General features: G+C 44.8%; 20 protein-coding genes and 1 other annotated feature. Of the genes, 14 read left to right on the plus strand and 6 right to left on the minus strand.

Going from position 1 to position 25,620, the window contains the following annotated elements; all coding sequences use genetic code 11:
- Window positions 1–115: 115 nt before the first annotated feature.
- Window positions 116–1,585, minus strand: coding sequence for a glutamate synthase subunit beta (locus R7070_RS12970; RefSeq protein ID WP_104975856.1), 1,470 nt, complete (start codon window positions 1,583–1,585; stop codon window positions 116–118).
- Complete coding sequence (gene gltB / locus R7070_RS12975) at window positions 1,585–6,135, minus strand: glutamate synthase large subunit (RefSeq protein WP_256900286.1); 4,551 nt, start codon at window positions 6,133–6,135, stop codon at window positions 1,585–1,587. Before gltB ends, R7070_RS12970 begins: the two co-directional genes overlap by 1 nt.
- A 551-nt stretch (window positions 6,136–6,686) precedes the next feature.
- On the opposite strand from gltB, the gene R7070_RS12980 reads away from it, so the two are divergent.
- The 4 genes from R7070_RS12980 to R7070_RS12995 all read left to right on the plus strand — a co-directional run bounded on the left by R7070_RS12980 (window position 6,687) and on the right by R7070_RS12995 (window position 12,470).
- The gene (locus R7070_RS12980) at window positions 6,687–7,646 is read left to right on the plus strand and encodes a TIGR01212 family radical SAM protein (RefSeq protein ID WP_256900285.1); all 960 of its coding nucleotides are present in this window, start codon (window positions 6,687–6,689) and stop codon (window positions 7,644–7,646) included.
- A 35-nt stretch (window positions 7,647–7,681) separates the two neighbouring features.
- Window positions 7,682–9,427, plus strand: coding sequence for a GGDEF domain-containing protein (locus tag R7070_RS12985; protein WP_025768422.1), 1,746 nt, complete (start codon window positions 7,682–7,684; stop codon window positions 9,425–9,427).
- A gap of 237 nt (window positions 9,428–9,664) precedes the next feature.
- The gene (gene arcB, locus R7070_RS12990) at window positions 9,665–12,019 is read left to right on the plus strand and encodes an aerobic respiration two-component sensor histidine kinase ArcB (protein WP_005381826.1); all 2,355 of its coding nucleotides are present in this window, start codon (window positions 9,665–9,667) and stop codon (window positions 12,017–12,019) included.
- Between the two features lies 1 nt (window position 12,020).
- A complete protein-coding gene (locus R7070_RS12995; protein WP_005381825.1) occupies window positions 12,021–12,470 on the plus strand; it encodes a hypothetical protein in 450 nt (149 codons plus the stop codon).
- An 85-nt stretch (window positions 12,471–12,555) separates the two neighbouring features.
- On the opposite strand, the gene arcA is transcribed toward R7070_RS12995, so the two are convergent.
- Window positions 12,556–13,272: a two-component system response regulator ArcA gene (gene arcA, locus R7070_RS13000; protein ID WP_005381824.1), complete on the minus strand. Its 717-nt coding sequence runs from the start codon at window positions 13,270–13,272 to the stop codon at window positions 12,556–12,558.
- Window positions 13,273–13,633: 361 nt separating this feature from the next.
- Here arcA and R7070_RS13005 point away from each other — a divergent pair, with 361 nt between their 5' ends.
- Together R7070_RS13005 and R7070_RS13010 are read left to right on the plus strand one after the other, a co-directional pair.
- On the plus strand, window positions 13,634–14,041 hold the full coding sequence (locus R7070_RS13005) for a DUF3293 domain-containing protein (protein WP_005381823.1): 408 nt from the start codon (window positions 13,634–13,636) through the stop codon (window positions 14,039–14,041).
- 64 nt (window positions 14,042–14,105) lie between these two features.
- Window positions 14,106–14,588, plus strand: coding sequence for a putative 4-hydroxy-4-methyl-2-oxoglutarate aldolase (locus tag R7070_RS13010; protein WP_005381822.1), 483 nt, complete (start codon window positions 14,106–14,108; stop codon window positions 14,586–14,588).
- Here R7070_RS13010 and R7070_RS13015 read toward each other — a convergent pair.
- Window positions 14,585–15,055 carry a hypothetical protein gene (locus R7070_RS13015; RefSeq protein ID WP_017821468.1) on the minus strand — a complete coding sequence of 157 codons (471 nt, stop codon included), beginning with the start codon at window positions 15,053–15,055 and terminating at the stop codon, window positions 14,585–14,587. The genes R7070_RS13010 and R7070_RS13015 overlap by 4 nt on opposite strands.
- A gap of 423 nt (window positions 15,056–15,478) precedes the next feature.
- Between R7070_RS13015 and thrL the strand changes: the two genes are divergently transcribed.
- The 5 genes from thrL (at window position 15,479) to R7070_RS13040 (ending at window position 21,177) form a co-directional block, all read left to right on the plus strand.
- Complete coding sequence (gene thrL / locus R7070_RS13020) at window positions 15,479–15,556, plus strand: thr operon leader peptide (protein ID WP_074192076.1); 78 nt, start codon at window positions 15,479–15,481, stop codon at window positions 15,554–15,556.
- Window positions 15,492–15,611: a sequence feature (Thr leader region), on the plus strand. Its footprint overlaps the gene before it by 65 nt.
- 53 nt (window positions 15,612–15,664) lie before the next feature.
- A complete protein-coding gene (thrA, locus tag R7070_RS13025; protein ID WP_017821509.1) occupies window positions 15,665–18,124 on the plus strand; it encodes a bifunctional aspartate kinase/homoserine dehydrogenase I in 2,460 nt (819 codons plus the stop codon).
- Window positions 18,125–18,144: 20 nt separating this feature from the next.
- Complete coding sequence (gene thrB, locus R7070_RS13030; protein ID WP_017635074.1) at window positions 18,145–19,101, plus strand: homoserine kinase; 957 nt, start codon at window positions 18,145–18,147, stop codon at window positions 19,099–19,101.
- Complete coding sequence (gene thrC, locus R7070_RS13035) at window positions 19,098–20,378, plus strand: threonine synthase (RefSeq protein ID WP_005381818.1); 1,281 nt, start codon at window positions 19,098–19,100, stop codon at window positions 20,376–20,378. The genes thrB and thrC overlap by 4 nt, the downstream gene beginning before the upstream one ends.
- Before the next feature lie 139 nt (window positions 20,379–20,517).
- Window positions 20,518–21,177 (plus strand): NADPH-dependent FMN reductase, encoded by a 660-nt coding sequence (locus R7070_RS13040; RefSeq protein WP_213904804.1) that lies wholly within the window; start codon window positions 20,518–20,520, stop codon window positions 21,175–21,177.
- Window positions 21,178–21,288: 111 nt separating this feature from the next.
- On the opposite strand, the gene grcA is transcribed toward R7070_RS13040, so the two are convergent.
- Window positions 21,289–21,666, minus strand: coding sequence for an autonomous glycyl radical cofactor GrcA (gene grcA, locus R7070_RS13045; protein WP_005381814.1), 378 nt, complete (start codon window positions 21,664–21,666; stop codon window positions 21,289–21,291).
- Between the two features lie 326 nt (window positions 21,667–21,992).
- Between grcA and nfo the strand changes: the two genes are divergently transcribed.
- The 3 genes from nfo (at window position 21,993) to R7070_RS13060 (ending at window position 24,512) form a co-directional block, all read left to right on the plus strand.
- Complete coding sequence (gene nfo, locus R7070_RS13050) at window positions 21,993–22,877, plus strand: deoxyribonuclease IV (protein WP_017821508.1); 885 nt, start codon at window positions 21,993–21,995, stop codon at window positions 22,875–22,877.
- A gap of 289 nt (window positions 22,878–23,166) precedes the next feature.
- Entirely contained in the window at window positions 23,167–23,847 is a 681-nt protein-coding gene (gene ung, locus R7070_RS13055; protein ID WP_042521850.1) for a uracil-DNA glycosylase, read from the plus strand.
- A gap of 113 nt (window positions 23,848–23,960) precedes the next feature.
- On the plus strand, window positions 23,961–24,512 hold the full coding sequence (locus tag R7070_RS13060) for a hemerythrin domain-containing protein (protein ID WP_005381807.1): 552 nt from the start codon (window positions 23,961–23,963) through the stop codon (window positions 24,510–24,512).
- Between the two features lie 236 nt (window positions 24,513–24,748).
- On the opposite strand, the gene R7070_RS13065 is transcribed toward R7070_RS13060, so the two are convergent.
- Window positions 24,749–24,934 carry a DUF3545 family protein gene (locus R7070_RS13065; RefSeq protein WP_005381805.1) on the minus strand — a complete coding sequence of 62 codons (186 nt, stop codon included), beginning with the start codon at window positions 24,932–24,934 and terminating at the stop codon, window positions 24,749–24,751.
- Window positions 24,935–25,620: the final 686 nt, after the last annotated feature.

Genomic DNA, 25,620 nt, shown 5'->3' on the forward strand with positions numbered 1-25,620 from the left:
TAAAATGCTGGTCAAAATAGAAAGATTGGAAGGAATTGTTTTCTTTCTTCACCGATAGCCATCGATATTGCTGATGGCTATTAGGCAATTGAAAGAGAGAAGCATGACTGCTTCGTTAAGCAGAAAGCATCAGTGAATCTGCTTTTGCTTCTAGGTTTGTGCCACCCATTAGGTAATCATCGATAGCACGGGCACATTCGCGGCCTTCATTGATACAACGAACCACCAAAGATTGGCCTGTTCGCATATCACCAGCAGCAAATACGCCTTCTTGGTTAGTAGCAAAATCTTGAGTTGCTACGTTACCGCGATCGTCTAGTGCGATATCCAGTTGAGCAAGTACGCCTGTTGGTTCAGGGTGTAGGAATCCCATCGCTAGAAATGCCATATCACATGGAATCACACGCTCGCTGCCTTCTACTTCTTTGAAGCTTGGACGCTCGCCTGGTTTCGCATCTTGCCAAACGATATCAGCTAAACGAAGACCGGTAACTTCACCTTTGTCATTGCCGATGAACTCTTTGGTTAGGATATTCCAGTGACGATCAACGCCTTCTTCATGAGACGTCGAAGTACGTAGGATCATCGGGTACTGTGGCCATGGCATATTGGCAGGACGTTTCTCTGGTGGAATCGGCATGATTTCAACCTGAGTGATGCTTGCTGCACCGTGGCGGTTTGATGTACCTACACAGTCAGAACCCGTATCACCACCACCGATAACGACAACGTGTTTACCCGCGGCGTGAAGTTCTTCACCCTTAAGATCCATGTCGTTGGCACGGCGGTTATTTTGACCTAGGAATTCCATCGCGAAGTGAACGCCTTTTAGTTCACGACCCGGAACGGGCAAATCACGTGGAACCGTTGAGCCACCGGTTAGTAGAACCACATCGAACTCTTGACGCAATTGTTGAGCATTTACATCAACACCGACGTGTTGGTTTACTTTAAACTCAATGCCAGCTTCTGCCATTAGATTGATCTTGCGATCAATGACTTCCATGCTCAGTTTAAAGTCTGGGATACCAAAACGTAGCAGACCGCCCACTTTCTCGTCTCGCTCGAATACCGTCACAGTATGACCAGCGCTGTTTAGCTGCTCTGCTGCCGCAAGGCCAGCAGGACCTGAACCAATGATCGCAACGGTTTTGCCAGTGCGAGAGCGTGGTGTTTTTGGTTTGGCGTACCCTTCACGATACGCCGTTTCTACGATGGTTTTCTCGATATTACAGATAGTGATTGGATCTTGGTTGATGCCAAGTACACAAGCACTTTCACACGGAGCAGGGCAAACACGACCAGTGAACTCTGGGAAGTTATTGGTTGAGCTTAGAATGTTCCAAGCTTCTTCCCAGCTATCACGATAAACCGCATCGTTAAACTCTGGGATGATGTTACCGATAGGGCAGCCGTTATGACAAAACGGCACACCACAATCCATACAACGAGAAGCCTGAGTATTGATCTTGTCACCAAACTCCTCGTTCAGAACGAACTCTTTGTTGTTCTTGATGCGTTCAGCTGGGTCGATCTTCTGTGGTAGTTCACGACCATGCTCTAAAAATCCAGTAGGCTTACCCATTATACGGCCTCCACTTGAGTTTCGTTTCCTTGAGACTGTGCTTCAGCTTTACGCTTTTGAAGAACCGCTTTGTAGTCACGCGGCATTACCTTAACCATAGAGGCTAGGCTTGCTTCAAAGTTGTCTAGGAAAGACTGAGCGACTTCACTTCCTGTGAATTGAACATGCTTAGTTAGCATGTCGAGTAATAGATCTCTGTCTTCTTGCTCGATTGGATCTAGGTCTACTAACTCTGGGTTCAGTTTTGACTCAAAGTCACCTGATTTATCCCATATGTAAGCCACGCCACCACTCATACCTGCGGCAAAGTTACGACCTGTTGACCCAAGGATGATGGCTGCACCGCCAGTCATGTATTCACAACCGTGGTCACCGACGCCTTCTACTACTACTTTCGCGCCTGAGTTACGAACACAGAAACGTTCACCAGCCATACCACGAATGAAAGACTCACCCGAAGTTGCACCGTAGAAGCACACGTTACCAACCACGATGTTGTCTTCCGCGACAATGCTTGATTTCGCATCTGGATAAAGTACTAAAGTACCGCCGGATAAGCCTTTACCCCAGTAGTCGTTCGCGTCGCCTTCCACTTCGAACTTCACGCCCTTAGCTAGGAATGCGCCGAATGACTGACCTGCAGAACCTTTGAACTTCACGTTCATTGGCTGAGGTAGACCTGCATCTTTGTACACTTTCGAGATTTCGTTCGACAACATGGTACCTGCAGAGCGGTCCGTGTTGACGATAGGGAACTCGGCATTCACCGCTTCGCCTTTCTCTAGTGCAGGAATCGCTGCTTGAATCAGCTTACGGTCTAGCACTTCTTCTAGGTTGTGGTTCTGTTGAGCTTGGTTGAATACACCATCAGCTTCACGTGGTTGCTCAACGTGAAGAACAGGAGACAGATCTAGGTTCTTGTATTTCCAGTGAGAAACGTCTTGGCGAATCTTCAGTTTCTGACCTTGACCGACCATCTCATCGATAGTGCGGAAGCCAAGTTCAGCCATGATTTCACGCAGACCTTGTGCCATGTATTGGAAGAAGGTTACGACGTCTTCTACGCGGCCATCAAAGCGCTCGCGAAGTGTCTTGTTTTGAGTCGCGATACCAACAGGACAGGTGTTCTTATGACACTTACGCATCATGATACAACCTTCAACCACCAAGGCTGCGGTTGCCACGCCCCATTCTTCTGCGCCTAGTAGTGTTGCGACTGCAAGGTCACGAGGTGTCTTCATCTGACCATCTGCTTGAACAACGATACGATTACGTAGGCCGTTCTTCAGTAGCGTTTGGTGGGTTTCTGCCAAGCCCAGTTCCCAAGGAAGACCAGTATGACGGATTGAAGACATTGGTGACGCACCCGTACCGCCATCGAAACCTGCGATAAGCACAACGTCCGCTTTCGCTTTCGCAACACCAGAAGCGATCGTACCTACGCCCGCTTCCGATACCAGTTTCACGTTTACACGACCAGCGCGGTTGGCGTTTTTCAAATCGTAGATCAGCTGAGCCAAATCTTCGATTGAGTAGATATCGTGGTGTGGCGGTGGAGAAATCAGGCCTACACCTGGAGTCGAGTGACGAGTTGCACCGATCCAGTCATCCACTTTATCACCTGGTAGCTGACCACCTTCACCCGGTTTCGCACCTTGAGCCATCTTGATTTGAAGTTCTTCAGCGTTAGTCAGGTAGTAAGACGTCACACCGAAACGGCCAGAAGCCACCTGTTTGATTGCAGAGCGTTCCCAATCACCATTTTCTTTGCGCTCAAAGCGCATTGGGTCTTCACCACCTTCACCTGAGTTGGACTTCGCGCCTAAGCGGTTCATCGCAACAGCCAGTGTTGAGTGCGCTTCATAAGAGATCGAACCAAACGACATTGCGCCTGTTGCAAAGCGTTTTACGATGCTTTCGATTGGTTCTACTTCATCGATAGAGATAGAGCCCGCAGGGTTCTTGATGAATTCCAGTTGGCTACGTAGCGTTACCGCGTTATCACCTTGTTTATCGACGACACTCGCATACTGCTTGAACTGCTCGTAATCTTTGTTGCGAGTTGATTGTTGAAGTAGAGAGATGGTTTCTGGGTTAAATAGGTGTTTCTCACCACGTTGTTTCCACTGGTAAACACCGCCCACATCCAGCATTTGAATTGGGATTTCGCGTTGTGGGTAACCGATGCGGTGGCGGATCAACACTTCTTTCGCGATGTCATCCAGAGTCAAACCTTGGATGCGAGAAACCGTACCAGTGAAGTATTTGTCTACCACTGACTTGTGGATACCCAATGCTTCGAAGATTTGCGCACCATGGTACGACTGCAGGGTTGAGATACCCATCTTCGAGAAGATCTTCAGAAGACCGCCATTGATCGCTTTACGGTAGTTGTTGAACAGATCGCGAGGGTTCGCTTCTGGATCCAACTTCTTAGTGCGTTGAAGTTCAATGATGGTTTCAATCACTAGGTAAGGGTTAACCGCATTTGCACCGTAACCAAGTAGCGTTGCAAAGTGGTGCGTTTCACGCGCGTCACCGGTTTCAACCACGATGTCACACTTCGCTCGTAGACCTTTACGGATCAAATGGTGATGTACTGCACCAACTGCCAGCATTGCTGGGATCGCTGCGTGGTTTGAGTTCACTGCACGGTCAGTTAGAAGGATGATTGAGTAACCATCGATAACCGCATCTTCGGCGTATTGGCAGATACGTTTTAGTGCGCGCTCCAGCTTGCCTTGGTCTTCACTGGCTTGAAATACGATATCCAGCGTTTTGGCTTGCAGGTGCTCATTGTCGATTGCACGCAGTTTCTCAAGCTCAGAGTTAGCCAGAACTGGCGATTCCAATTCCACTTTCTGACAGTGAAGTGGCGTTTCAGTCAGAAGGTTTTGGTCTTTACCCAAGTAAGTATTCAGCGACATAACCATACGCTCACGGATCGGGTCGATCGGTGGGTTGGTTACCTGCGCAAACAACTGCTTGAAGTAGTTTGAAAGATGTTGCGACTGGTGTGACAGCACGGCCAGCGGCCAGTCAGCACCCATTGCAGATAGCGGTTCTTTACCTTCATTTGCCATTGGAACGATGATTTCGTTCACTTCTTCAGTACTTACGCCAAACGCTTGTTGACGGTGTAGAAGATGTTCTGGCTTAGGTTGGCTGAACTGGTTGCTCGCATCAGGCAGCTTCTTCAAGCTCAGTAGGTTTTCTTCTACCCACTTCTCGTAAGGTTGTGCCGTTGCGATGGTGTCTTTCACTTCTTCATCAGAAATGATGCGACCTTGCTCTAGATCCGCAACGAAGATACGACCTGGTTGCAGGCGACCACGGAACTCTACGTTCTCTGGTGCAATATCCACTACGCCAGATTCTGAGGCCATGACTAGGAAGTTATCTTTGGTCACTGTGTAGCGAGAAGGACGTAGACCGTTGCGGTCGAGCGTAGCACCTACTTGAACACCATCGGTAAAACAGACAGATGCCGGGCCATCCCACGGCTCCATAATGTTCGCGTGGTACTGGTAAAACGCGCGACGCTTAGGATCCATGTTTTTATTTTCTTGCCATGCTTCAGGGATCATCATCATTAAGGCATGTGGCAGGCTACGACCAGAAAGAACTAGGAGCTCAAGTGCCATATCAAAGTTTGATGAATCCGAGCTGCCTTCCTGACAGATAGGAAGAAGCATGTCGATTTCAGCCTGAGTAAACAGGTCTGATTCTAGGATCGCTTCACGGGCTTTCATCCAGTTCAAGTTACCGCGAACTGTGTTGATTTCACCGTTGTGAGCGATGTAACGGAAAGGCTGTGCAAGACGCCATTTCGGGAAGGTATTGGTAGAGAAACGAGAGTGTACCAGTGCCAGAGCGGTCACCATGGTCGGGTTTTGCAGGTCGAGGAAGTACTGAGGCACTTGCTCGGTCGTTAACTGACCTTTGTACACCAATGTCTTGTAAGACATTGAGTTAATGTAGAAGTCGTCACCAATGTTCGAAACGCTTTCTAGGCAAACGCGTACGGTGTAATTACGAAGTACGTAAAGTTTGCGTTCTAGCTCTTCAGGTGTGATGCCAGGACCGCCGGAGATAAACACGTGCTCAAATTGAGGCTCTGTGCTTAGAGGGTCGGCACCAATCATGGAGTTGTCGGTTGGTAATACGCGGTAGCCGATGACTTCGAGATCTAAGCGTTTGGCATTACGCTCTAAAATGTCACGGCATTGTTCGCGTTTGTATTCGTCTTTCGGGAAAAGAACGACACCAACGCCATACTTTTCAAACGAAGGCAGTTTAATGCCTAGTTTAACGGTCTCTTCTAATAGGAATTCATGAGGTTTTTGCAACAAAATACCCGCACCGTCACCGCTGCATGGGTCACAACCTTGACCGCCACGGTGTTCCATGCGAGCCAGCATATCCAATGCTTGAGTCACAACTTCATGAGATTTACGGTTTTTAAGGTGAGCAACAAAACCGATACCACAAGCGTCATGCTCCAATTCCGGAGTGTATAGACCCTGTGAATTTTGCTCTCTATCTACCATAGATACATCCTTCCAGTTCAATGCGACGCAAAGGTACGAGGCAGACCGAAGTTGCCTTGTGACACATGATGCGTCTTGTCCTTTATATTTATTATCGCCACCAGTCGAGGTTGACTGGTCTTGATTCCTTTCCGTATCTCGCAGGAAAAGTATTGCGAGAAAAACAATCCTTGGTGATATCCCTTTATTTATTCTCACTATTTAGTGATTTATATAGGTGGGAGTGGGATAACACCGACAATTCCCGCTGTGCGTGCTGTAATAAAAGTCACAAAAAATGCGGGGTTGTGTAAGTATCCTACAATTTTGTTACTTCGGATTGCAATGAAAAGTCGCCTCTGTGACCCAATTTTTTCGTTTAAATATGCATTTTTAGTTTAACATTTACGCAACATGACGCTTTTTTGTCTGTATTTATGCAAGTTTATTGATTTCACACCGATTGGGCGTTGTTTGAATTGAGTAATATTGTTTGTTTTTTCTTGCAGGGATGTAATTTAGTTACATAAATCGTAGTGAGATTTATTACGGTTTACTATTGGTGAGAATCTATGCAGTTACATGAGTTGGTCAATACACTAGGCCAAGATCTTCAGCGTCGTTACGGCGAAAAAGTCCATAAGCTGACTTTACATGGTGGCTTTAGTTGCCCAAACCGCGACGGCACGATTGGCCGAGGTGGTTGTACATTTTGTAATGTGGCTTCGTTTGCTGACGAAGAAGTACAAATCAAAAGTATTCATGAACAGTTGAAAGATCGTGCTGGGGAAATCCATCGAGCGAAGAAATATCTGGCGTATTTTCAGGCTTACACCAGTACTTATGCAGAAGTACAAGTACTGAAAAATATGTATGAAGAAGCGCTCAAAGCTGCTGATATTGTGGGTTTGTGTGTGGGAACTCGCCCAGACTGTGTGCCTGACTCGGTATTGGATTTGCTGTCAGATTATGTAAACCAAGGTTATGAAATTTGGCTCGAGCTAGGTCTTCAAACTGAAAATAACGATACGCTCAAACGCATCAACCGCGGACATGATTTTGAATGTTATGCGGAGATCACTCAGCGAGCTCGAGCCTTAGGGATCAAAGTTTGTACTCATTTGATTGTTGGATTACCGAAAGAAACCCGCGACGATAATATTGAAACGCTGCAAAAAGTGTTGGCCGTGGGCACTGATGGCATCAAGTTACATGGCCTGCATATTGTGGAAGGCAGTACGATGGCGAAAGCTTGGAGAGCTGGTAGATTAGAAGCTCCTGAATTGGAAGAATATGTTGCGATTGCCAGTGAAATGATTCGTATGACACCACCAGATGTGATTTATCATCGCGTTTCATCAGCAGCCAGGAGGCCCACGTTATTATCGCCTCTGTGGTGTGAAAACCGTTGGCTAGCGATGACGGAAATTGGTCGAGATCTCAGTGCTCATGGTGCTCAAGGGAGTCTTACGGGGAATACCTTTATCTATACTAAACCGGAATTAATAGCAGATCGCTCAATAAATAACTGATATATTTTAACCAGTGTTCTTTGAAGGTTTAAACGATGGATCAGTTACTCAATTGGCTTTGGGGTGGTCAAGGCGGTTATGGCTATGTCGTCTTGTTGTTAATCGCAGGCGTGTGCGCGTTAGCACTGATCTATTTGCACTTTCAGACATCACTTAAGCAACTAGTAACGGATTCTCCCTATCCAGTCATAGTGGTGGACACTAGCCATGCTCAGCTCTTGCTATCTAACCAGGCTGCGATGCAGTTATTAGGCATTCGCTCTTTGGGAACGGGGTATTTGTATCCTGCTTTATTCGATATTCATGAGCTTGAGCAGTTTCTCGAGCGCTTCTCTAGTCGTCATTTTCGTCAGCAGGCTTTTGACTGGCGACTATCTGATAGTGAATCTATTAAAGTGGAGCTGTCAGGCAGAAAGAGTTTATTGCGCAATCATCGAGTTTGGATTCTTTATGCTCAGCCATATCAAGCCACTCACCAAGAGCAGCAACAAGAACTTGCCCAATTAATCATCGCACGTTCGGCATTAGACTCACTTTCAGAGCTGATTTGTACCCAAGACCGCCAAGGCAATCTATTAACGACCAATCGAGCATTTGATCAATTCTGGCAAGGGCGAAGGGAAGAAGCTTGCGCATCCAAGGCCTTGGGTGAGATGACCAGAAAAAGCGAACGTAAATGGACAACGGATCCACAAGGTCGAAGTTGCTTATTGGAAGTCAATCAAAACTCTCTTGTTTCGCCGAGTGGTGAGCTTATCGGTACGCTGTCTATTAGTCATGACGTGACTGAATGGCACAAGATGCAACAGAATCTGCGAGATGAAATGGAGCGTCGCAAAGATACAGAGGTGGCGCTAGCGCAAAGAGATACTATCTTACAAACGATTCTGGATGCCAGTCCGGACTCTATTGGTATTTTCAATGAGAACATGGTCTATCAAGCGTGTAATCAGCCTTTTGTTAAGGCGTTAGGCATTTCAAAAATTTCTGATTTGATAGGTAAGCGCCTCCAAGACGTGATTCCTAAAGAGATGTACGCGCGCTTAGCAGACAGTGACTTAGAAGCATTACGCCAGTTAGAGCCAGTTCGATACATAGATAAAGTCGTGAGTAGTGATGGTAAAAGTACGTGGTTTGATGTGGTGAAATCGCCTTTTAAAGATAAAGCATCAGGAACGAATGGTGTGCTGATCATGGCGCGTGATATTTCTGAGCGTTATCTTGCAGAACAAAAGTTGGAAAAAGCCAACCTAGAGTTAGAAAAATTGAGCTTTATGGATAGCTTAACTCAAGTATCGAACCGACGCCGTTTTGACGAACAGCTGCAGGTATTGTGGTACCACCACGCTCGAGAAAAGCTGCCGCTCACCATCATGTTATGTGACATCGACTTTTTCAAAGATTACAACGACTGTTACGGTCACCAACAAGGTGATGAAGCGTTAGTCAGTGTCGCTACCGTGTTTACACAAGTCATCAATCGTTCTTCGGATTGTGTTGCGCGTTATGGTGGCGAGGAGTTTGGTTTTATATTGCCGAATACCACCACGGAAGGTGCGCGCAACGTAGCGCAGCGTATTCATGAGAAAATTCTACAGCTTGATATGGAACACGACAGTTCAGAAGCATCTGAACGCCTTACCGTCAGTATCGGTCTGGTCTCTTACATTCCTCAGCATGGTGATGAACCCGAAATGGGCATCGCTATGGCTGACAGTGCGTTATACCAAGCTAAAGCTGATGGACGTAATCGCACCTGTATCCACCCCAGTTCTTGCTAACGCTTTGTGACCGCTTGCTCTAAGTTGATAGCTGATTGTTTAAATCACCGTATTAAACACGTTAAACTTACAGAAGCCTGTGCGCTCGTTGGTTTATCTTTCTATCTCGTGTCACAAGCGCAGATCGCACCGTGTGTTTTTCACTAATCAAACAGACCTAAATTGCGTTAGGTCGAGTGCATTTACCTGTTTTTCATCATCGAATGGCGCTATCTAGCCACCACCATGGAGTAGTTAATGAAACCCATGAAAAATCTCGCCCAGTATTATGTCGACTTGCTAGTCAAACTGGGGATTGTTCGCTTCTCTATTTTGCTAGCCCTTGCGCTGGTGGCATTAGCTGTTGTGGTGCAGGTAGGGATTACTTTAGCTCTCAAAGGGCGAGTAGATGATATCGACATTGTCCGTTCGGTGTTTTTTGGTCTATTGATCACCCCTTGGGCGGTTTACTTCCTCTCTGTGGTTGTCGATCAACTAGAAGAGTCTCGCCAGCGTTTAACTAAGCTGGTGTCCAAACTGAAGGACATGCGTTCGCGAGATCAAGAGCTGAATTACCAACTTCAACAAAACATTGAAAAGCTTAACCAAGAAATTGAAGAGCGTATTAAAGCGGAAGAAGCACGTGAAGAGGCGATGCAAGACCTCGAAAATGAGGTGTTCCAACGCGAACGTACTCAATTAGAGTTGGCAGAACGTACCGCATTACTGCGTTCATTTATTGATGCCTCACCAGACTTAATTTACTACCGCAATGCGGATGGTGTTTTCTCTGGCTGTAACCGCGCGATGGAAGAGCTAACGGGCAAGAAAGAGCACCAGTTAGTCGGATTAAGCCCTTGGGATGTGTATAGCAAAGAAATCGCCGAGCATATCGTTGATACTGACCAAAAGGTTTTTGCCGATAATCAAGCAATTACTTACGAGCAATGGCTCGAATACCCAGATGGTCGCAAGCATTACTTTGAGCTGCGTAAAGTGCCATTTTACAGCAAAGATGGCCGCCACCTTGGTCTCGTTGGGTTCGGTCGTGATATCACTGAACGTAAGCGCCATGAAGAGTCGTTAGAGAAAGCAAGCCGCGACAAAACTACCTTCATCTCAACCATCAGTCATGAGCTGCGAACGCCGCTGAATGGCATTGTAGGCTTAAGTCGTATGCTTCTAGATAGTCCGTTGACAGAAGAGCAGCGTAAACACATGCAGACCATCAATGTGAGTGCGATTACTCTAGGTAACATCTTCAACGATATTATCGATATGGATAAATTTGATCGCCGTAAGTTAGAACTATTACCTGCGCCACTTAACTTCGAAGACTTCGTCGCAGAGATTGAGAGTATCTCAGCTCTGATGGCGGAACAAAAAGGGTTACGCTTTGACTTAGAACGTTTAAGCGACTTGCCAAAAGCAATTGAAGTGGATGCAACCCGTCTACGTCAGGTGATTTGGAACTTGGTCAGCAACGCAATGAAGTTCACCAAGGAAGGTGGCGTTGTGATGACAGTGAGCGCGGATGTCGAAGACGATTTTGCGACCATTATTATGGAAGTGGAAGACACAGGTATTGGTATCCCAGACGAAGAGCTAGATAAGATCTTTGCGATGTACTACCAAGTGAAATCAGGCAAGGACAACCTGCATGCGGTCGGTACAGGTATTGGTTTGGCGGTATCTAAGCAACTGATCAATATGATGGATGGTGACATTACGGTTACCAGTGAGGAAGGCTTTGGTAGCACTTTTACTGTATCGATCCACGTTCCGATTGTTGAACTAGCTGAGCCAGTCATTGATGCGAAACGCGACAATGTGCGCCTCAACATATTTATGGTCGAAGACATCGAGCTTAACGTCACTGTGGCTAAATCGTTACTAGAGAGCCTAGGGCACTCTGTCACCGTGGCAATGACGGGCCAAGAAGCGTTAGTGAACTTTGTGCCAGAAAAATACGACTTAGCGTTGTTGGATATCCAACTGCCTGATATGACGGGCTTTGATGTCGCCAATTATTACCGCAAGCATTATAACAATCTTCCTCCATTGGTCGCCTTAACTGCTAATGTAATGAAAGATCGTCGTGAATACTTAGATAACGGCATGGATGATGCGATCAGTAAGCCGCTGGCAGTGAATGCTATTCAGTCAGTGATTGATAAATTCTTCGCTCACCAGTTAGAACAACCTAAGGAAGTGGTGAGCGGTCCCGAAACAGTGGAAGAGCCAGTGCCTTCTCCTGTGATTGAGACACATTTGCTCGATATGGATATGTTAGAGTCTTACGTCGACATTGTTGGTGCAAAACCTGTCTACGACAGCATAAAAATGTTTGAAGATATGATGCCAGACTATATCGATGTCTTAGATTCGAACATGACAGCGAAAGATCAAGATGGGATTGTTTCTGAAGCGCATAAAATCAAAGGTGCTGCAGGTTCAATTGGCCTGAAACGTATCCAAAGTGTGGCGCAAAAAGCGCAATCGCCCGATATGCCAGCATGGTGGGAAAACATTTCAGACTGGGTTGAAGAGATCAAAAATGAATACCAAAACGATATTCAAGTCCTCAAAAGTTGGTTGGAACAAAGGAAATAACATGAAAAGAATCGCACCATTGGCATTAGCCATGGCATTGATGGCAGGCTGTAGTTCCGTTCCAAATGTGAATTGGCAACAAAACAGTCAGATTACGATTAATGAGGTTAATGTTGAGCTCAAAAGTAATTTATGGGTGAACCTCATGCCGAATATTGGGGACGTGGAAGAGCAAAGTATTCAAGGTGCACTTTACCTCGAAGGAGATCAGTTACTTCCTGCAAATCTAACGGCAGAAGCTCTTATTATTAAACAGGGGCAAAAAGAGTGGTTGGTGGACAGTGCGTCTTTAGATACTCGAACGCACAGTGAAAGCCGATGGGAGGTGGCGTTCTCGTCTCACATTGATGTGAACACAGAAAAATCGGTTGATATCGCAGTGCTTCTAGACGATGCGGGTAAACAGCGTTGGTTAGTCGAAAAGTACGTGAAGATTAACAAGGTTTATTAACCGCAATGATGTTGCATTAGTCGTTAGACCTAAAACAAAAAGGGCTTGCTCAATGAGCAAGCCCTTTGCATATTAGCGGTTAAATCTAGTCTTCTAGATCGCCACAGAAGCGGTAACCTTCGCCGTGGATAGTGGCGATGATTTCTGGCGTACCTGAAACAGACTCAAAGTGCTTACGGATACGACGAATCGTTACGTCTACAGTACGGTCGTGTGGCTTAAGTTCACGACCAGTCATCTTCTTAAGAAGATCTGCACGAGTTTGAATCTTACCCGGGTTCTCACAGAAGTGCAGTAATGCGCGGAACTCAGAGCGAGGTAGCTTGTAGCTATCACCAGCAGGGCTTACTAGAGAGCGGCTGTTGATGTCTAGTACCCAACCGTTGAATTCATACTTTTCTACCGAGCGCTTCTCTTCTTGCACCGCGTTAGAGCTCATTGAGCGACTAAGTAGGTTACGTGCACGAATAGTTAGTTCACGTGGGTTGAATGGTTTAGTGATGTAGTCATCTGCACCAATCTCAAGACCTAGGATCTTGTCTACTTCATTGTCACGGCCTGTCAGGAACATTAAAGCAATGTTCGCTTGCTCGCGTAATTCACGCGCTAGTAGAAGGCCATTCTTGCCTGGAAGATTAATGTCCATAATAACCAAGTTGACTGAGTTATCAGACAACACTTGGTGCATCTCTTCACCGTCACTGGCTTCAAAAACAGCGTATCCCTCTGCTTCAAAAATACTCTTAAGAGTGTTACGAGTTACTTGCTCATCTTCAACGATAAGAATCTGCGGGGTTTGCATTGGCGGTACCTAAATTTGTGACAAAATTGTGCTAATAGAATAAATTCTAGGCAAAAATATAACATACAGGTAATGTGATTTTGATAATAAATCAAGTTGATCAAAAAAACACTTCTTTCAGTTATCCGCCCTCCATGGAATTTTGCCAACTCACCAGTATCCAATGGCGACGTTTATTCTAAAGGGCTTGTTTACCTTTCATTTCCTGCTTTCAGTGGGGCCTGAAACGTAAACACCCTAAGATATTGAGCGGATTTTATATTGTTAACAGCATGCTAACAATGCTCAAATGTTAATTCCATTCAGTTTGTTGATTTATATCAATTGATGAAATGTAACTGTTATTAATCGTTTAAGACTTATGATAGAAAAAAGTAATAAGAACATAGACGCATCGTTATGGAATGCTTATTCAGAATCTTTTTTCAGATTCGAAGCCGAGTGGCGTGTTTCAAACTATGCTGTGATAACCGCTTGGAACCCATACAGTAACTTGAGGTCCAAAGAAGAGAACAGCATAAACAATCACGCGTTAGAAAAACAGCTACAGCACGTTAATTACGCGCCTGTCACGGTAGGTGATAGCGCTTTTACATGGTATGAGGAAAGCTTTGCCGTCGAGTTGTCGCCAGAGGTAGCCGTTGAATTGGCGAGTGACTTTCAACAAAACGCGATTTATTACGTCATTAATGACCAACTTTATCTTATTGCGTGCTCGCAGCCGAAAGTTTTTCATACGTTAGGCTCCATTAAACCTCGGCTCGTATAGAAGGTATAGAAAAGGATACTGCTCACTGAAGCACCGCTTGGGTGAGAAAATTCACGGAGGAAATATGAGAGACATTACACCCGATATTTGTGACCAATTTGAAGACCAAGTGAGCTTGCTTACTTTACCATTGCAGAACTTTGGTCAACGTAGCGCTTTTTACGGTGAAATCGTTACGGTGCGCTGCTATCACGATAACTCGAAAGTGCGTGAAGTACTGGGCGAAGATGGAACGGGTAAAGTATTGATTGTTGACGGACATGGATCGTGTCAGAGAGCATTACTCGGCGATCAATTAGCGATACTCGGAATAGAAAATGGGTGGGAAGGTATCATTGTCTATGGTGCAATACGCGACGTAGCACAAATATCTCAAATGGACATTGGCGTTCAAGCTCTTGGAACTAACCCGTTTAAAACAGAGAAACGCGGGATAGGAGAGGTAAACGTAACCTTAACGATGCAAAACCAAATCGTTCAACCTAAGCACTACGTTTACGCGGACTGGAACGGTGTGTTGATTTCTAAGCAAAAGCTGGACTTCTAAAAACGAAAGCCTAAACCAACCTCAAAGCCTTGTTGCCAATCTTGGTAATCAAGAGTCGCGTGAAGATCCAGTTTATCGGTAATTTTTACGCGACTTGATACTTCAGCCGCGAGGCTACTGTCGTCTTGGCGAATACCTTCCGCTGTTTCATTCTTGTAAGAGCGAACTGTACTTTTCAGCGTGACACGATCATTAAAGTGATAGCTGATCCCACTCAAAAAACCACTTTGATTTTTGGTAGGAGAGTTATTGACTCGCGCACCGACATAAACGTCTACCGAATCAAAAAGTTCGTAAGCGTAACCCGTATCGATATTCCAAACATCAAAACTGTCAGACTGATAACTGTCGCTGGAAATGAATAGTTTATGAGGAGAAGGGGATATTTTACCTGGAAGCGGCGGAAGCTCGTTTGCTAGACAAACACCAGGCACAAAAAACAGCAACAGAAAAAGCCCTCTTTTCATGTTCACCACTCCTTGTGTCAACTTTTTTATTAGTATGCGCCCAAAGCTTCTCACTATTAAAGCATAGAATATGAAAGCTAGCTCACCTATTTTCTAAATAATTCGATCCTATGAACATAAGTCACAGTTAAGTTGTTGTTATGTGTCACAACCCTCTCGAATTATTTGATCGTACGTTTTATGGCAAAGATCAGACTAGTTATTAGATAAAAAACCGAACTGGTGATGATGGTTAAGTCCTTTACAAAAACTAACTGTAGATTTTTAAATGATCAATAATGTGTAATTAACTATAAATATCAATGACATTGCTTAGCAGAATTCTCTGAAAGATGGAAAAACAAACAATTTTTTGTTGACTATGTATCAGAAACTCGGTAAACGTAGAGTTAAGCAAACACAATTAACGTTGAATATTTATTTATGCCATCTAACAGCCTAGTAGTAATGACCACGACCATTATTATTACCGACACGACACATGTTGGGGCAGGCTGCTGAGCGAAAGAAATTCACAAAAAAGGCCTGTATCCAACAAGATACAGGCCTTTTTTTATGCTTTTTTATCCAGAATTTAGACAAATTTAAGAAGATATACCGGAGGAAGGGATGCGAGTATTGAAGTTTGGCGGATCATCACTAGCTGATGCAGATCGCTTTTTGAGAGCGGCAGACATTATTGCCAATAACGCTCAACAAGAAGAAGTGGCGGTTGTTCTTTCCGCTCCTGGTAAAACAACAAACAAATTGGTTGCGGTCATTGAAGGCGCATTGCGCAATGGTGAAGCAGAACTACAAATCAAAGAGTTGGAGGAGTCGTTTAAAACGCTCTTCACTCAAGTCCAAGCAGTACTACCCAATATCGATGGTTCAGCTTTCGATAACCAAGTGAAAACTTCTCTCTCTCAATTACGCCAATTCGTTCATGGCATCAATCTTCTTGGCATGTGCCCAAACAATGTTAATGCACGTATTATTAGCAAAGGCGAACGCGTTTCGATTCAATTGATGAAAGCGGTGTTAGAAGCCAAAGGCCAGCCTGCACATCTTATCGACCCAGTTGAATACCTATACGCAAAAGGTGATCACCTTGAAGCCATGGTCGATGTTGAAGTTTCGACTCAGAACTTCCGCCAGAATCCTCTTCCTCAAGGTCATGTGAACATCATGCCTGGCTTTACCGCAGGTAACGAGAAAGGTGAATTGGTAACACTTGGTCGCAATGGCTCTGATTATTCGGCGGCGGTTCTTGCGGCGTGTCTGCGCGCAGATTGCTGTGAGATCTGGACAGACGTAGATGGTGTGTACAACTGTGACCCTCGCTTAGTCGAAGATGCTCGCCTACTTAAATCTCTTAGCTATCAAGAAGCGATGGAGCTTTCTTACTTCGGTGCTTCCGTTCTGCACCCGAAAACCATCGCCCCAATCGCACAGTTCCACATCCCATGTCTGATCAAAAACAGCTTTAACCCACAAGGTGCAGGAACTTTGATTGGGCAAGACACTGGTGAAGACAATCTGGCGATCAAAGGTATCACGACGCTAAACGACCTAACTATGGTTAACGTCTCCGGCCCAGGTATGAAGGGTATGGTTGGCATGGCAAGCCGCGTATTTGGCGCAATGTCTTCCGCTGGTGTGTCTATTGTTCTTATTACTCAGTCTTCTTCTGAGTACAGCATTAGCTTCTGTATTGAGGCAGAAGATAAAGCAAAAGCGCAACAAGTACTGGCCGATGCGTTTGAGTTGGAACTGAAAGATAGCTTATTAGAGCCGGTCGAGTTTATTGATAATGTTTCAATCATAACGTTGGTTGGTGACGGCATGCGTACATCGCGCGGTGTTGCATCTCGCTTCTTCTCATCTCTTGCTGAAGTGAACGTAAACATTGTAGCCATCGCACAGGGCTCATCTGAGCGTGCTATCTCAGCCGTGATTCCTGAAGATAAAATCTCTGAAGCGATCAAAGCGTGTCACGAAAACCTATTCAACTCTAAGCACTTCTTAGACGTATTCGTGGTTGGTATTGGTGGCGTTGGTGGTGAGCTGGTGGATCAGATCGAGCGTCAACAGGCGAAGCTTGCGGAAAAAGGCATCGTTATTCGCGTGTGTGGCTTGGCAAACAGCAAAGGTCTTCTGCTTGATAGTGAAGGTCTGCCACTCGATCATTGGCGTGATCGTATGTCGGCAGCGACAGAAGAGTTCAGCCTAGCGCGTTTGATTTCTTTGGTTCAACGTAACCACATCATCAACCCAGTATTGGTTGACTGTACATCAAGTGAAGATATTGCGAATCAATACGCTGATTTCCTAGCTGCTGGTTTCCATGTCGTTACACCAAACAAAAAAGCAAATACAGCAAGCATGGCTTACTACCATCAGCTTCGCGATGTTGCGCGCAGCTCTCGTCGCAAGCTGATGTACGAAACAACTGTGGGGGCGGGTCTACCGGTAATCGAAAACCTGCAAAACCTAATCTCAGCGGGTGATGAGCTAGAGCGCTTCAGCGGTATTCTTTCTGGCTCTCTGTCATACATCTTCGGTAAGTTAGATGAAGGTATGAGCCTAAGTGAAGCAACTAATATCGCAAAAGAAAATGGTTTTACTGAACCGGATCCTCGTGATGACCTTTCTGGTATGGATGTCGCGCGTAAGCTTCTGATCCTAGCTCGTGAAGCAGGCATGTCTCTAGAACTAGAAGACGTTGTGGTTGATCAAGCACTGCCACCAGGTTTTGATGATTCTGGTAGCGTTGATGAATTTATGGCGCGTTTACCTGAAGCAGACGCCTACTTTAAAGAATTATCTGCAAAGGCAGCGGAAGAAGGCAAAGTACTGCGCTACGTTGGTGAGATTAATGAGGGCAAGTGCACAGTAAGCATCGCTGCGGTGGATGAAAACGATCCAATGTATAAAATCAAGGACGGTGAAAACGCACTGGCATTTTACAGCCGTTACTATCAGCCAATCCCACTAGTGTTACGTGGCTATGGTGCAGGCACCGAAGTAACGGCTGCGGGTGTATTTTCTGACGTGATGCGTACTTTAGGTTGGAAACTAGGGGTATAACAATAATGAGTTCAAGTGATATGGATGTAGTGGTTTATGCCCCAGCATCAATTGGTAATGTAAGCGTTGGCTTTGATGTGCTGGGGGCTGCCGTGTCTCCAGTGGATGGCACACTATTGGGTGACCGTGTATTGGTGAAATCTGGGGCTGACCCGTTCAGCCTTAAAACGGCGGGTGATTTTGTTGAGAAATTGCCAACTGAACCAAAAGAGAACATCGTCTACGACTGTTGGCTTGTGTTTGCTCGTGAGTTAGACAAAAAAGGCGTTGAGCTAAAACCACTTGAGATGACGCTAGAAAAGAACATGCCAATTGGCTCTGGTTTAGGCTCAAGTGCATGTTCTATCGTTGCTGCATTAGATGCATTGAACCGATTCCATGGACAGCCACTTAACGAGACAGAATTACTAGCGCTGATGGGAGAGATGGAAGGCAAGATCTCTGGTGGTATTCACTACGACAACGTTGCGCCATGTTACCTTGGTGGTGTGCAACTGATGCTTGAAGAGTTGGGTATCATCAGTCAAGAAGTACCTTGCTTTGATGATTGGTACTGGGTGATGGCGTATCCGGGTATCAAGGTATCAACGGCGGAAGCGCGTGAGATCCTACCATCTCAATACCGCCGACAAGATATCATTGCTCATGGTCGCCACCTTGCGGGCTTTATTCATGCGTGTCATTCTGGTCAGCCAGAACTTGCTGCAAAAATGATCAAAGACGTGATCGCAGAACCGTATCGTGAGAAACTGCTTCCAGGTTTTGCGAATGCACGTCAATACGCAGCGTCTGCGGGTGCATTGGCAACCGGTATTTCTGGCAGTGGTCCGACACTGTTCAGTATTTGCAAAGAGAAAGATGTCGCTGAGCGAGTTGCTCGCTGGTTAGAACAAAACTACGTACAAAACGAAGAAGGATTCGTCCACGTTTGTCGTCTAGATAAGCAGGGTTCGAAAGTAACAGGAAGTGAGCTATGAAGCTTTACAATATAAAAGAAAATGATGAACAAGTTTCCTTTGGCCAAGCCGTTCGCCAAGGGTTAGGCCGTAACCAAGGTCTATTTTTTCCATCGGAATTACCAAAATTTGAAGATATCGATGCGCTGCTTGCAGAAGACTTTGTCTCTCGTAGCACTAAGATTCTATCGGCGTTAATTGGAGATGAACTTACAGAGGAGCAAGTGAATGCCCTTGTTGATGCTGCGTTTCAATTCCCTGCGCCTATCAACCAAGTAAAAGACGGTGTTTATGCACTGGAACTGTTCCATGGTCCAACGCTTGCGTTTAAAGACTTTGGTGGTCGCTTTATGGCGCAATCTCTTGCTGCGGTTTCGGACGGCGGCAAGATCACCATTCTGACGGCAACGTCTGGCGATACTGGCGCAGCCGTTGCGCATGCTTTCTACGGTATGGAAGACATCAATGTTGTGATTCTTTACCCGAAAGGAAAAATCAGCCCACTGCAAGAGAAGTTATTCTGTACGCTTGGTAAAAACATTCACACTGTCGCGATCGATGGCGACTTCGATGCGTGTCAGGCACTGGTTAAGCAAGCTTTTGATGATTCTGCACTGCGTGAAGAGATCGGTCTGAACTCTGCAAACTCAATCAACATCAGCCGTTTGATGGCGCAAATCTGTTACTACTTTGAAGCAGCTGCGCAAATGAGCAAGCAAGAGCGTGAAAACCTAGTGGTATCAGTACCAAGCGGTAACTTCGGTAACCTAACTGCTGGTCTATTGGCAAAAGCGTTGGGCTTGCCTATCAAACGCTTTATCGCTGCAACTAATGCCAATGACACGGTTCCTCGCTACCTAGAAACAGGTAAGTGGGAGCCAAAACCAACAGTCGCAACAACATCGAACGCGATGGACGTGAGCCAACCAAACAACTGGCCTCGTATCGAAGAGCTGTGCCGTGTGAAAGAGTGGGGCTTGGAGACGTTAGGTAAAGGTGCAGTATCTGATGAGCAAAGCGCACAGTCAGTGAAAGACTTACATGCTCTAGGCTATCTATGCGAACCGCACGGTGCGATTGCTTACCGCGTTCTTGAAGAACAATTGCAAGACGGTGAAACCGGTCTGTTCCTATGTACTGCTCACCCTGCGAAGTTCAAAGAAGTCGTGGATGATATTCTAGAATCCGATATCGAGCTTCCTGCGCCACTAGCGAAGCACGCTGCGATGGAGCTGCTATCGGAAGAGCTCGACGCAGACTTTGACGCATTGAAACAAGTACTGCGCCGCGTGCAGTAAGCTTCAAAGTATAGTAAGTATCAAAAACAGAAATAACGAGAGGTGAATGAGTAATCATTCACCTTTTTTATTGTCGGTAAGTTTTGACTCTCTTTATTATTGAGAAACGAACTTAACTAAATGAGATGAAAAGAGAAGCATGCATTTTTTGATTTTTCTTGGCTCAGTGAGAAACAGCACGCCACCACGACCAGCCCGTTTAGGAATGCGAGTCAGTAAAGCGTGTGAAAAACTCATCGCGAGTCAACATTCGCAACATACGGTCGAAATCATCGACCCTTTGAATTACGACTTTGGCGATGTGTTTAAGCCCGAGTTTGCTTATCGCCGCTCTAAAGTTCCGCAGCACCTAAGTGAGCTGGCAGACAAAATCAAACAGGCCGATGGGTATGTGATGGTTAGCCCGGAATATAACCATTCGATGAGTCCTGCTTTGGCGAACATGCTTAACCATTTCGGCAGTTCGCTGTTTTCTTACAAGCCGAGTGCTATCGTGACCTATTCTGCCGGACAATGGGGTGGTGTTAGAGCTGCTGTTTCTATGCGTACCTTCTTATCTGAACTTGGATGTCTACCTGTCTCTGCGATGATCCACATTCCGAAAGCGCAAGAAGTCTTTGATGAACAGGGCGTTGCTGCGGATGAGTCGGAGCAGACGCAGTGGGACAACTATATGAATCGCACTATGCATCAAATGATTTGGTGGGCAGAAGGGGCGTCACTGCAAAGAGATAGGCTTGATCCAACCTCTTTAGCGCAAGCGTTTCAGAAAGATCCTTCGCAAAGAAATGCACCTTAGAGGCGAGTTGCTTTCCATTATAGAAAGGGTTTAGAAGGATTCTGAAACAAAAAAAGCTTGGTCATTGCAGACCAAGCTTTTTAAATTCTAGCGAGCTAGTTTACTGAGAGATTATAGAGTCTCAGTAAAAGTACGAGCGATTACATCACGTTGTTGCTCTGGAGTTAGCGAGTTAAAACGTACTGCGTAACCAGAAACACGAATAGTTAGTTGTGGGTATTTCTCTGGGTGTGCAACTGCATCTTCTAGTGTTTCGCGTTTAAGCACGTTCACGTTTAGGTGTTGGCCGCCTTCGATACGAGGAGCAGTTTCGATTGCAACTTCACGGCTTTCGTATTCACCTAGGTCGCTGATTGCGATAACTTGGTCTGCTTCGTAGCCAGCAGTTGCAGCAACACAACGAGCTTCATTTTTTTCGCTATCTAATAGCCAGATAGAGTTTAGTAGGTCGTCGTTTGCCGCTTTTGTAATTTGGATACCTTGGATCATCACTATCTCCTAGACCACTTACGTGGTGATTATTGGTGTTAATTTTCGAATTTTCGTTGAGCTGAGTATTATATAGCTAATATCCACTATTTTAATATTGATTTAAGTCAAAAAACAACCAAAAACATCATTTTTATTAAGGTAATTTTATTGAGTTAAATCAATAAAACCTTTGAAAACAAACTAATTACAATTTATTTGATAATATAAAAAATATTTAATAACTGGTTTTGTTGTAAATTTACTACAAATTGAGATTAAAGTTTAAACTGGTTAACGCAACTATCTGTATTTAGGTAGCAATACTGAAAGTCTAAAGTGATTAAATGACAAACATGAAAAACAAGCTTGGGAATAAACTCATTGGTGCACATGTCTCTGCTGCTGGTGGGGTCGATCAAGCTCCGTTGAGAGCTCGTGAAATTGGCGCGAATGCATTCGCACTATTTACAAAAAACCAACGCCAGTGGGTGGCGAAGCCTTTAGAAGCAAAAACCATCAGTGCGTTTAAAGCGAACTGTAAAATGCTGGGTTTCGGAGCAGAACATATTCTTCCCCATGATTCTTATCTGATTAACTTGGGTGCGCCGGAAGAAGAAAAGCTGAATAAATCCCGCGCGGCATTTATTGATGAAATGGAGCGTTGTAATCAGTTAGGGCTGACTTTGCTTAACTTCCACCCGGGTAGTCACCTAAAGAAAGTCTCTGAACAGGAGTGCCTCGCAACGATCGCCGAGTCGATCAATCTTGCGCATAAAGCGGTGCCGAATGTGATCGCTGTTATCGAGAATACGGCAGGTCAAGGCACTAACTTAGGCTGGAAGTTTGAGCACCTTGCTGAAATCATCGAGCAAGTGGAAGATAAAGATCGTGTCGGCGTTTGTATTGATACCTGCCATACCTTTACGGCTGGTTATGACTTACGTACAAAAGAAGATTGCGAGCGCACCTTTGCAGAGTTCGACCGTATCGTAGGTATGCACTATTTAAGAGCAATGCATCTAAATGATTCAAAAGTAGAGTTTGCCAGCAAAGTAGATCGCCACCATTCTCTTGGTAAAGGAGAGATCGGGTGGGATTGCTTTGAGTACATCGCGAAAGACCCTCGTTTTGATGGTATCCCTCTGATTTTAGAAACAATTGATCCAGATATTTGGCAGCAAGAGATCAACACGTTGCGTCAATTCCATTTAGCGGCCATTGACAGTTAATGGCGTAACCACAAAGTTGGCACCTTTCTTTCTTAGTCATTGAACATCAATCTCTGAATTAGCAAAGAAGGATGCCAACATGTCTCGACCACTCTCTTTTACTCCTTATGCTTACACTCGTCGCGTGCTTCGCTTACCGATGCCTAATCGTCACATTACCGGACAGGGGCACTTTCGAACGCCACAGAAGCATTAGTCTTTTATTACTTGTCTCAAGTTCGTGGTAAGTTTTTGTTTGTTTGAGTTTCGCTCGTTAGAATAGAAGCAAAATTTAGGACAGGAACTTTCCATGAATCAGTCACCCACTTGGCACGATGTGATCGGCGAAGAGAAAAAGCAGATCTACTTTGTAGACACCTTGAATTTTGTTGAAGCCGAACGCGCCGCAGGCAAAGCTATTTTTCCTCCCGCAAAAGATGTCTTTAACGCGTTTCGTTTTACCGAGTTCAAAGACGTTAAGGTCGTGATTCTAGGACAAGACCCATACCACGGCCCAAATCAGGCGCATGGCCTGTGTTTCTCTGTACTTCCTGGCATTAAAACGCCACCGTCACTGGTTAATATGTATAAAGAGCTGGCGCAAGATATTGAAGGTTTCCAAATCCCTCAGCATGGTTTTTTGCAAAGCTGGGCTGAACAAGGCGTATTGTTACTCAATACGGTATTAACGGTGGAGCAAGGTAAAGCGCATTCACATTCAAAGACAGGTTGGGAAACGTTTACTGATCGAGTGATTGAAGCCATTAATCAGCATCAAGAAGGTGTAGTGTTCTTGCTGTGGGGTTCACATGCACAGAAGAAAGGTCGTTTTATCGATCGCAATAAGCACCATGTGTTAGCTGCCCCACACCCATCGCCACTTTCTGCACATCGAGGCTTTTTCGGTTGTAAGCATTTCTCTCAAGCAAACCAGTTGCTTACATCACAAGAAAAAGCACCAATTAACTGGCATTTGCCATTAACGGTATAAATGAAGAGACAGCGATCATGGGTGGTATGATCGCTGTTTTTTTGAGCACGCTCGAGGCTGATAGTAAATTTCTCATGTACACTTACTAAAAGTAGGTGTTAAGGAGAGACGCTATGATGATCGAAAGAATTCGACGCGAACATGGTTATATGGTTCGTCTGTTGGCGATACTGCGCCATAAGCTTAATGAGATAAAAAAAGAACGTGTAATCAACTATGCGTTAGTAAGCGAGATTGTTGATTACCTCTCTAATCATTCGGAGAAAGTACACCACCCGAAAGAAGATATCCTCTATCACCACTTTCTTGAACACTATGGTAAGCAACAAACCATGGAAAATTTAGAGAAAGAACATCTAGAGTTAGCGAGTAAAACCAGAGAGTTTTCATCCGTGATAGAGATGATCCTTCAGGATGCTGTTGTGCCACAAGACATGTTTGTCGCTCACCTAGAAGATTTCATAGAATCGCAAAGGCACCACTTGGAGCTAGAAGAGCGAAAAATTTTGCCTCTCATTGAAGAGTTATTTACCACAGAAGATTGGCAGCACGTCGAGAGCTTATGGAGCGTCAGTGAGGATGATCCTGTGTTTGGTGACACGATTGCTGATCGTTATAAGCAGTTGGCCGAACGTGTTCGTCAAAGTGATACTGAGTATGTTTAAGCCTGAGTGATGAAACCTGAGCGAGCGAAAGCCGTCTCTCGGGTTTGTGAGATACATTTCTTATTTATTGGGAATCAACCGAAAATTTAGTGTGCATATTTCTCGGCAAAAAGTACGGAAGATTCTCATTGAGTAATAATGGTATTCATACTTAAACCTTGGTACATAAACTCACGGTGTTTACGGTCACTGTAAACAAAAAACAAAAGGCACCTGTAAGGTGCCTTTTGTTTGAATTAGAGTTTAATGTCTTCCAAGTTATAATCGGTACAGACATCAAGTTCGCGCAGCTCTTTAAGCAAATTGCGTCTGTCGTTCATCTCTTCTATTTCACGCCACTTTCGCTTTACTGGTTTGGCACGAGATTTGGTTGTTGAGGTAGTATCCAGATTAAAAATGTCATCTAGTTGAAAGCCTTCCATAAGCCACCTTTACCTTTCTTAAGCTAAACTGTTGTAACCAGTCCTTGTGGAGTTTTTTAAGTACCACAATAGCCGTGAGAATAACCATGATATATTTCGCATTTGTGTCGGTAGCATGACATTTTCGTGCAAAAATATTCTCAAAATCACACTTTTTATTGCAACGATGTGGATAAAAAATGCACAAACGATCTCAAGAAAACGATTAAATAGAGAGATTTTCTATGTTAATTCGATTTGATGAATGGGTGCACTGCGCAAAGGTTAAAGTTGCATAAAATCAGTTTGATGGAATAGTGTTCAATTAGATGGTAAGTCACTAGCGTAAATTTATGTAACACCTTGTGAATACTAGCTTGTTCTTGTTTATACGGTTTGCCATTCCATTTAATGAAGAATAATTATTTATGTTGGTGTTTGGTAATTGAAATGTTGCGCAGTTTGAGTGTTAAGTCTTCTATTTATGTTATTTTTTGGTGACTTTATAGTGAAAAATAACAACATTATTCTTGTTGTTGCATATTGATTTTTGCGCTCCTAGGTTGCATTATCCGCCCGTCAAAAAATACGCTGGTACGTAAAATGGATGCATGAAGCGACGTTTACGATTCTAGATTGCCCATAAACATTACTTAAAAAGCTAAGCACACTTTGACACTTAGCAGGCAATTTGGTGGATGGCTAGG

This window comes from Vibrio sp. 1557 (assembly GCF_033340175.1).
GTDB lineage: Bacteria > Pseudomonadota > Gammaproteobacteria > Enterobacterales > Vibrionaceae > Vibrio > Vibrio alginolyticus.

Excerpts from the sequence above, each read along its gene's own strand:
- R7070_RS12970 (WP_104975856.1), bottom strand. The coding sequence starts at position 1,585 with ATGGGTAAGCCTACTGGATTTTTAGAGCATGGTCGTGAACTACCACAG.
- gltB (WP_256900286.1), bottom strand. The coding sequence starts at position 6,135 with ATGGTAGATAGAGAGCAAAATTCACAGGGTCTATACACTCCGGAATTG.
- R7070_RS12980 (WP_256900285.1), top strand. The coding sequence starts at position 6,687 with ATGCAGTTACATGAGTTGGTCAATACACTAGGCCAAGATCTTCAGCGT.
- R7070_RS12985 (WP_025768422.1), top strand. The coding sequence starts at position 7,682 with ATGGATCAGTTACTCAATTGGCTTTGGGGTGGTCAAGGCGGTTATGGC.
- arcB (WP_005381826.1), top strand. The coding sequence starts at position 9,665 with ATGAAACCCATGAAAAATCTCGCCCAGTATTATGTCGACTTGCTAGTC.
- R7070_RS12995 (WP_005381825.1), top strand. The coding sequence starts at position 12,021 with ATGAAAAGAATCGCACCATTGGCATTAGCCATGGCATTGATGGCAGGC.
- arcA (WP_005381824.1), bottom strand. The coding sequence starts at position 13,272 with ATGCAAACCCCGCAGATTCTTATCGTTGAAGATGAGCAAGTAACTCGT.
- R7070_RS13005 (WP_005381823.1), top strand. The coding sequence starts at position 13,634 with ATGATAGAAAAAAGTAATAAGAACATAGACGCATCGTTATGGAATGCT.
- R7070_RS13010 (WP_005381822.1), top strand. The coding sequence starts at position 14,106 with ATGAGAGACATTACACCCGATATTTGTGACCAATTTGAAGACCAAGTG.
- R7070_RS13015 (WP_017821468.1), bottom strand. The coding sequence starts at position 15,055 with ATGAAAAGAGGGCTTTTTCTGTTGCTGTTTTTTGTGCCTGGTGTTTGT.
- thrL (WP_074192076.1), top strand. The coding sequence starts at position 15,479 with ATGCCATCTAACAGCCTAGTAGTAATGACCACGACCATTATTATTACC.
- thrA (WP_017821509.1), top strand. The coding sequence starts at position 15,665 with ATGCGAGTATTGAAGTTTGGCGGATCATCACTAGCTGATGCAGATCGC.
- thrB (WP_017635074.1), top strand. The coding sequence starts at position 18,145 with ATGGATGTAGTGGTTTATGCCCCAGCATCAATTGGTAATGTAAGCGTT.
- thrC (WP_005381818.1), top strand. The coding sequence starts at position 19,098 with ATGAAGCTTTACAATATAAAAGAAAATGATGAACAAGTTTCCTTTGGC.
- R7070_RS13040 (WP_213904804.1), top strand. The coding sequence starts at position 20,518 with ATGCATTTTTTGATTTTTCTTGGCTCAGTGAGAAACAGCACGCCACCA.
- grcA (WP_005381814.1), bottom strand. The coding sequence starts at position 21,666 with ATGATCCAAGGTATCCAAATTACAAAAGCGGCAAACGACGACCTACTA.
- nfo (WP_017821508.1), top strand. The coding sequence starts at position 21,993 with ATGACAAACATGAAAAACAAGCTTGGGAATAAACTCATTGGTGCACAT.
- ung (WP_042521850.1), top strand. The coding sequence starts at position 23,167 with ATGAATCAGTCACCCACTTGGCACGATGTGATCGGCGAAGAGAAAAAG.
- R7070_RS13060 (WP_005381807.1), top strand. The coding sequence starts at position 23,961 with ATGATGATCGAAAGAATTCGACGCGAACATGGTTATATGGTTCGTCTG.
- R7070_RS13065 (WP_005381805.1), bottom strand. The coding sequence starts at position 24,934 with ATGGAAGGCTTTCAACTAGATGACATTTTTAATCTGGATACTACCTCA.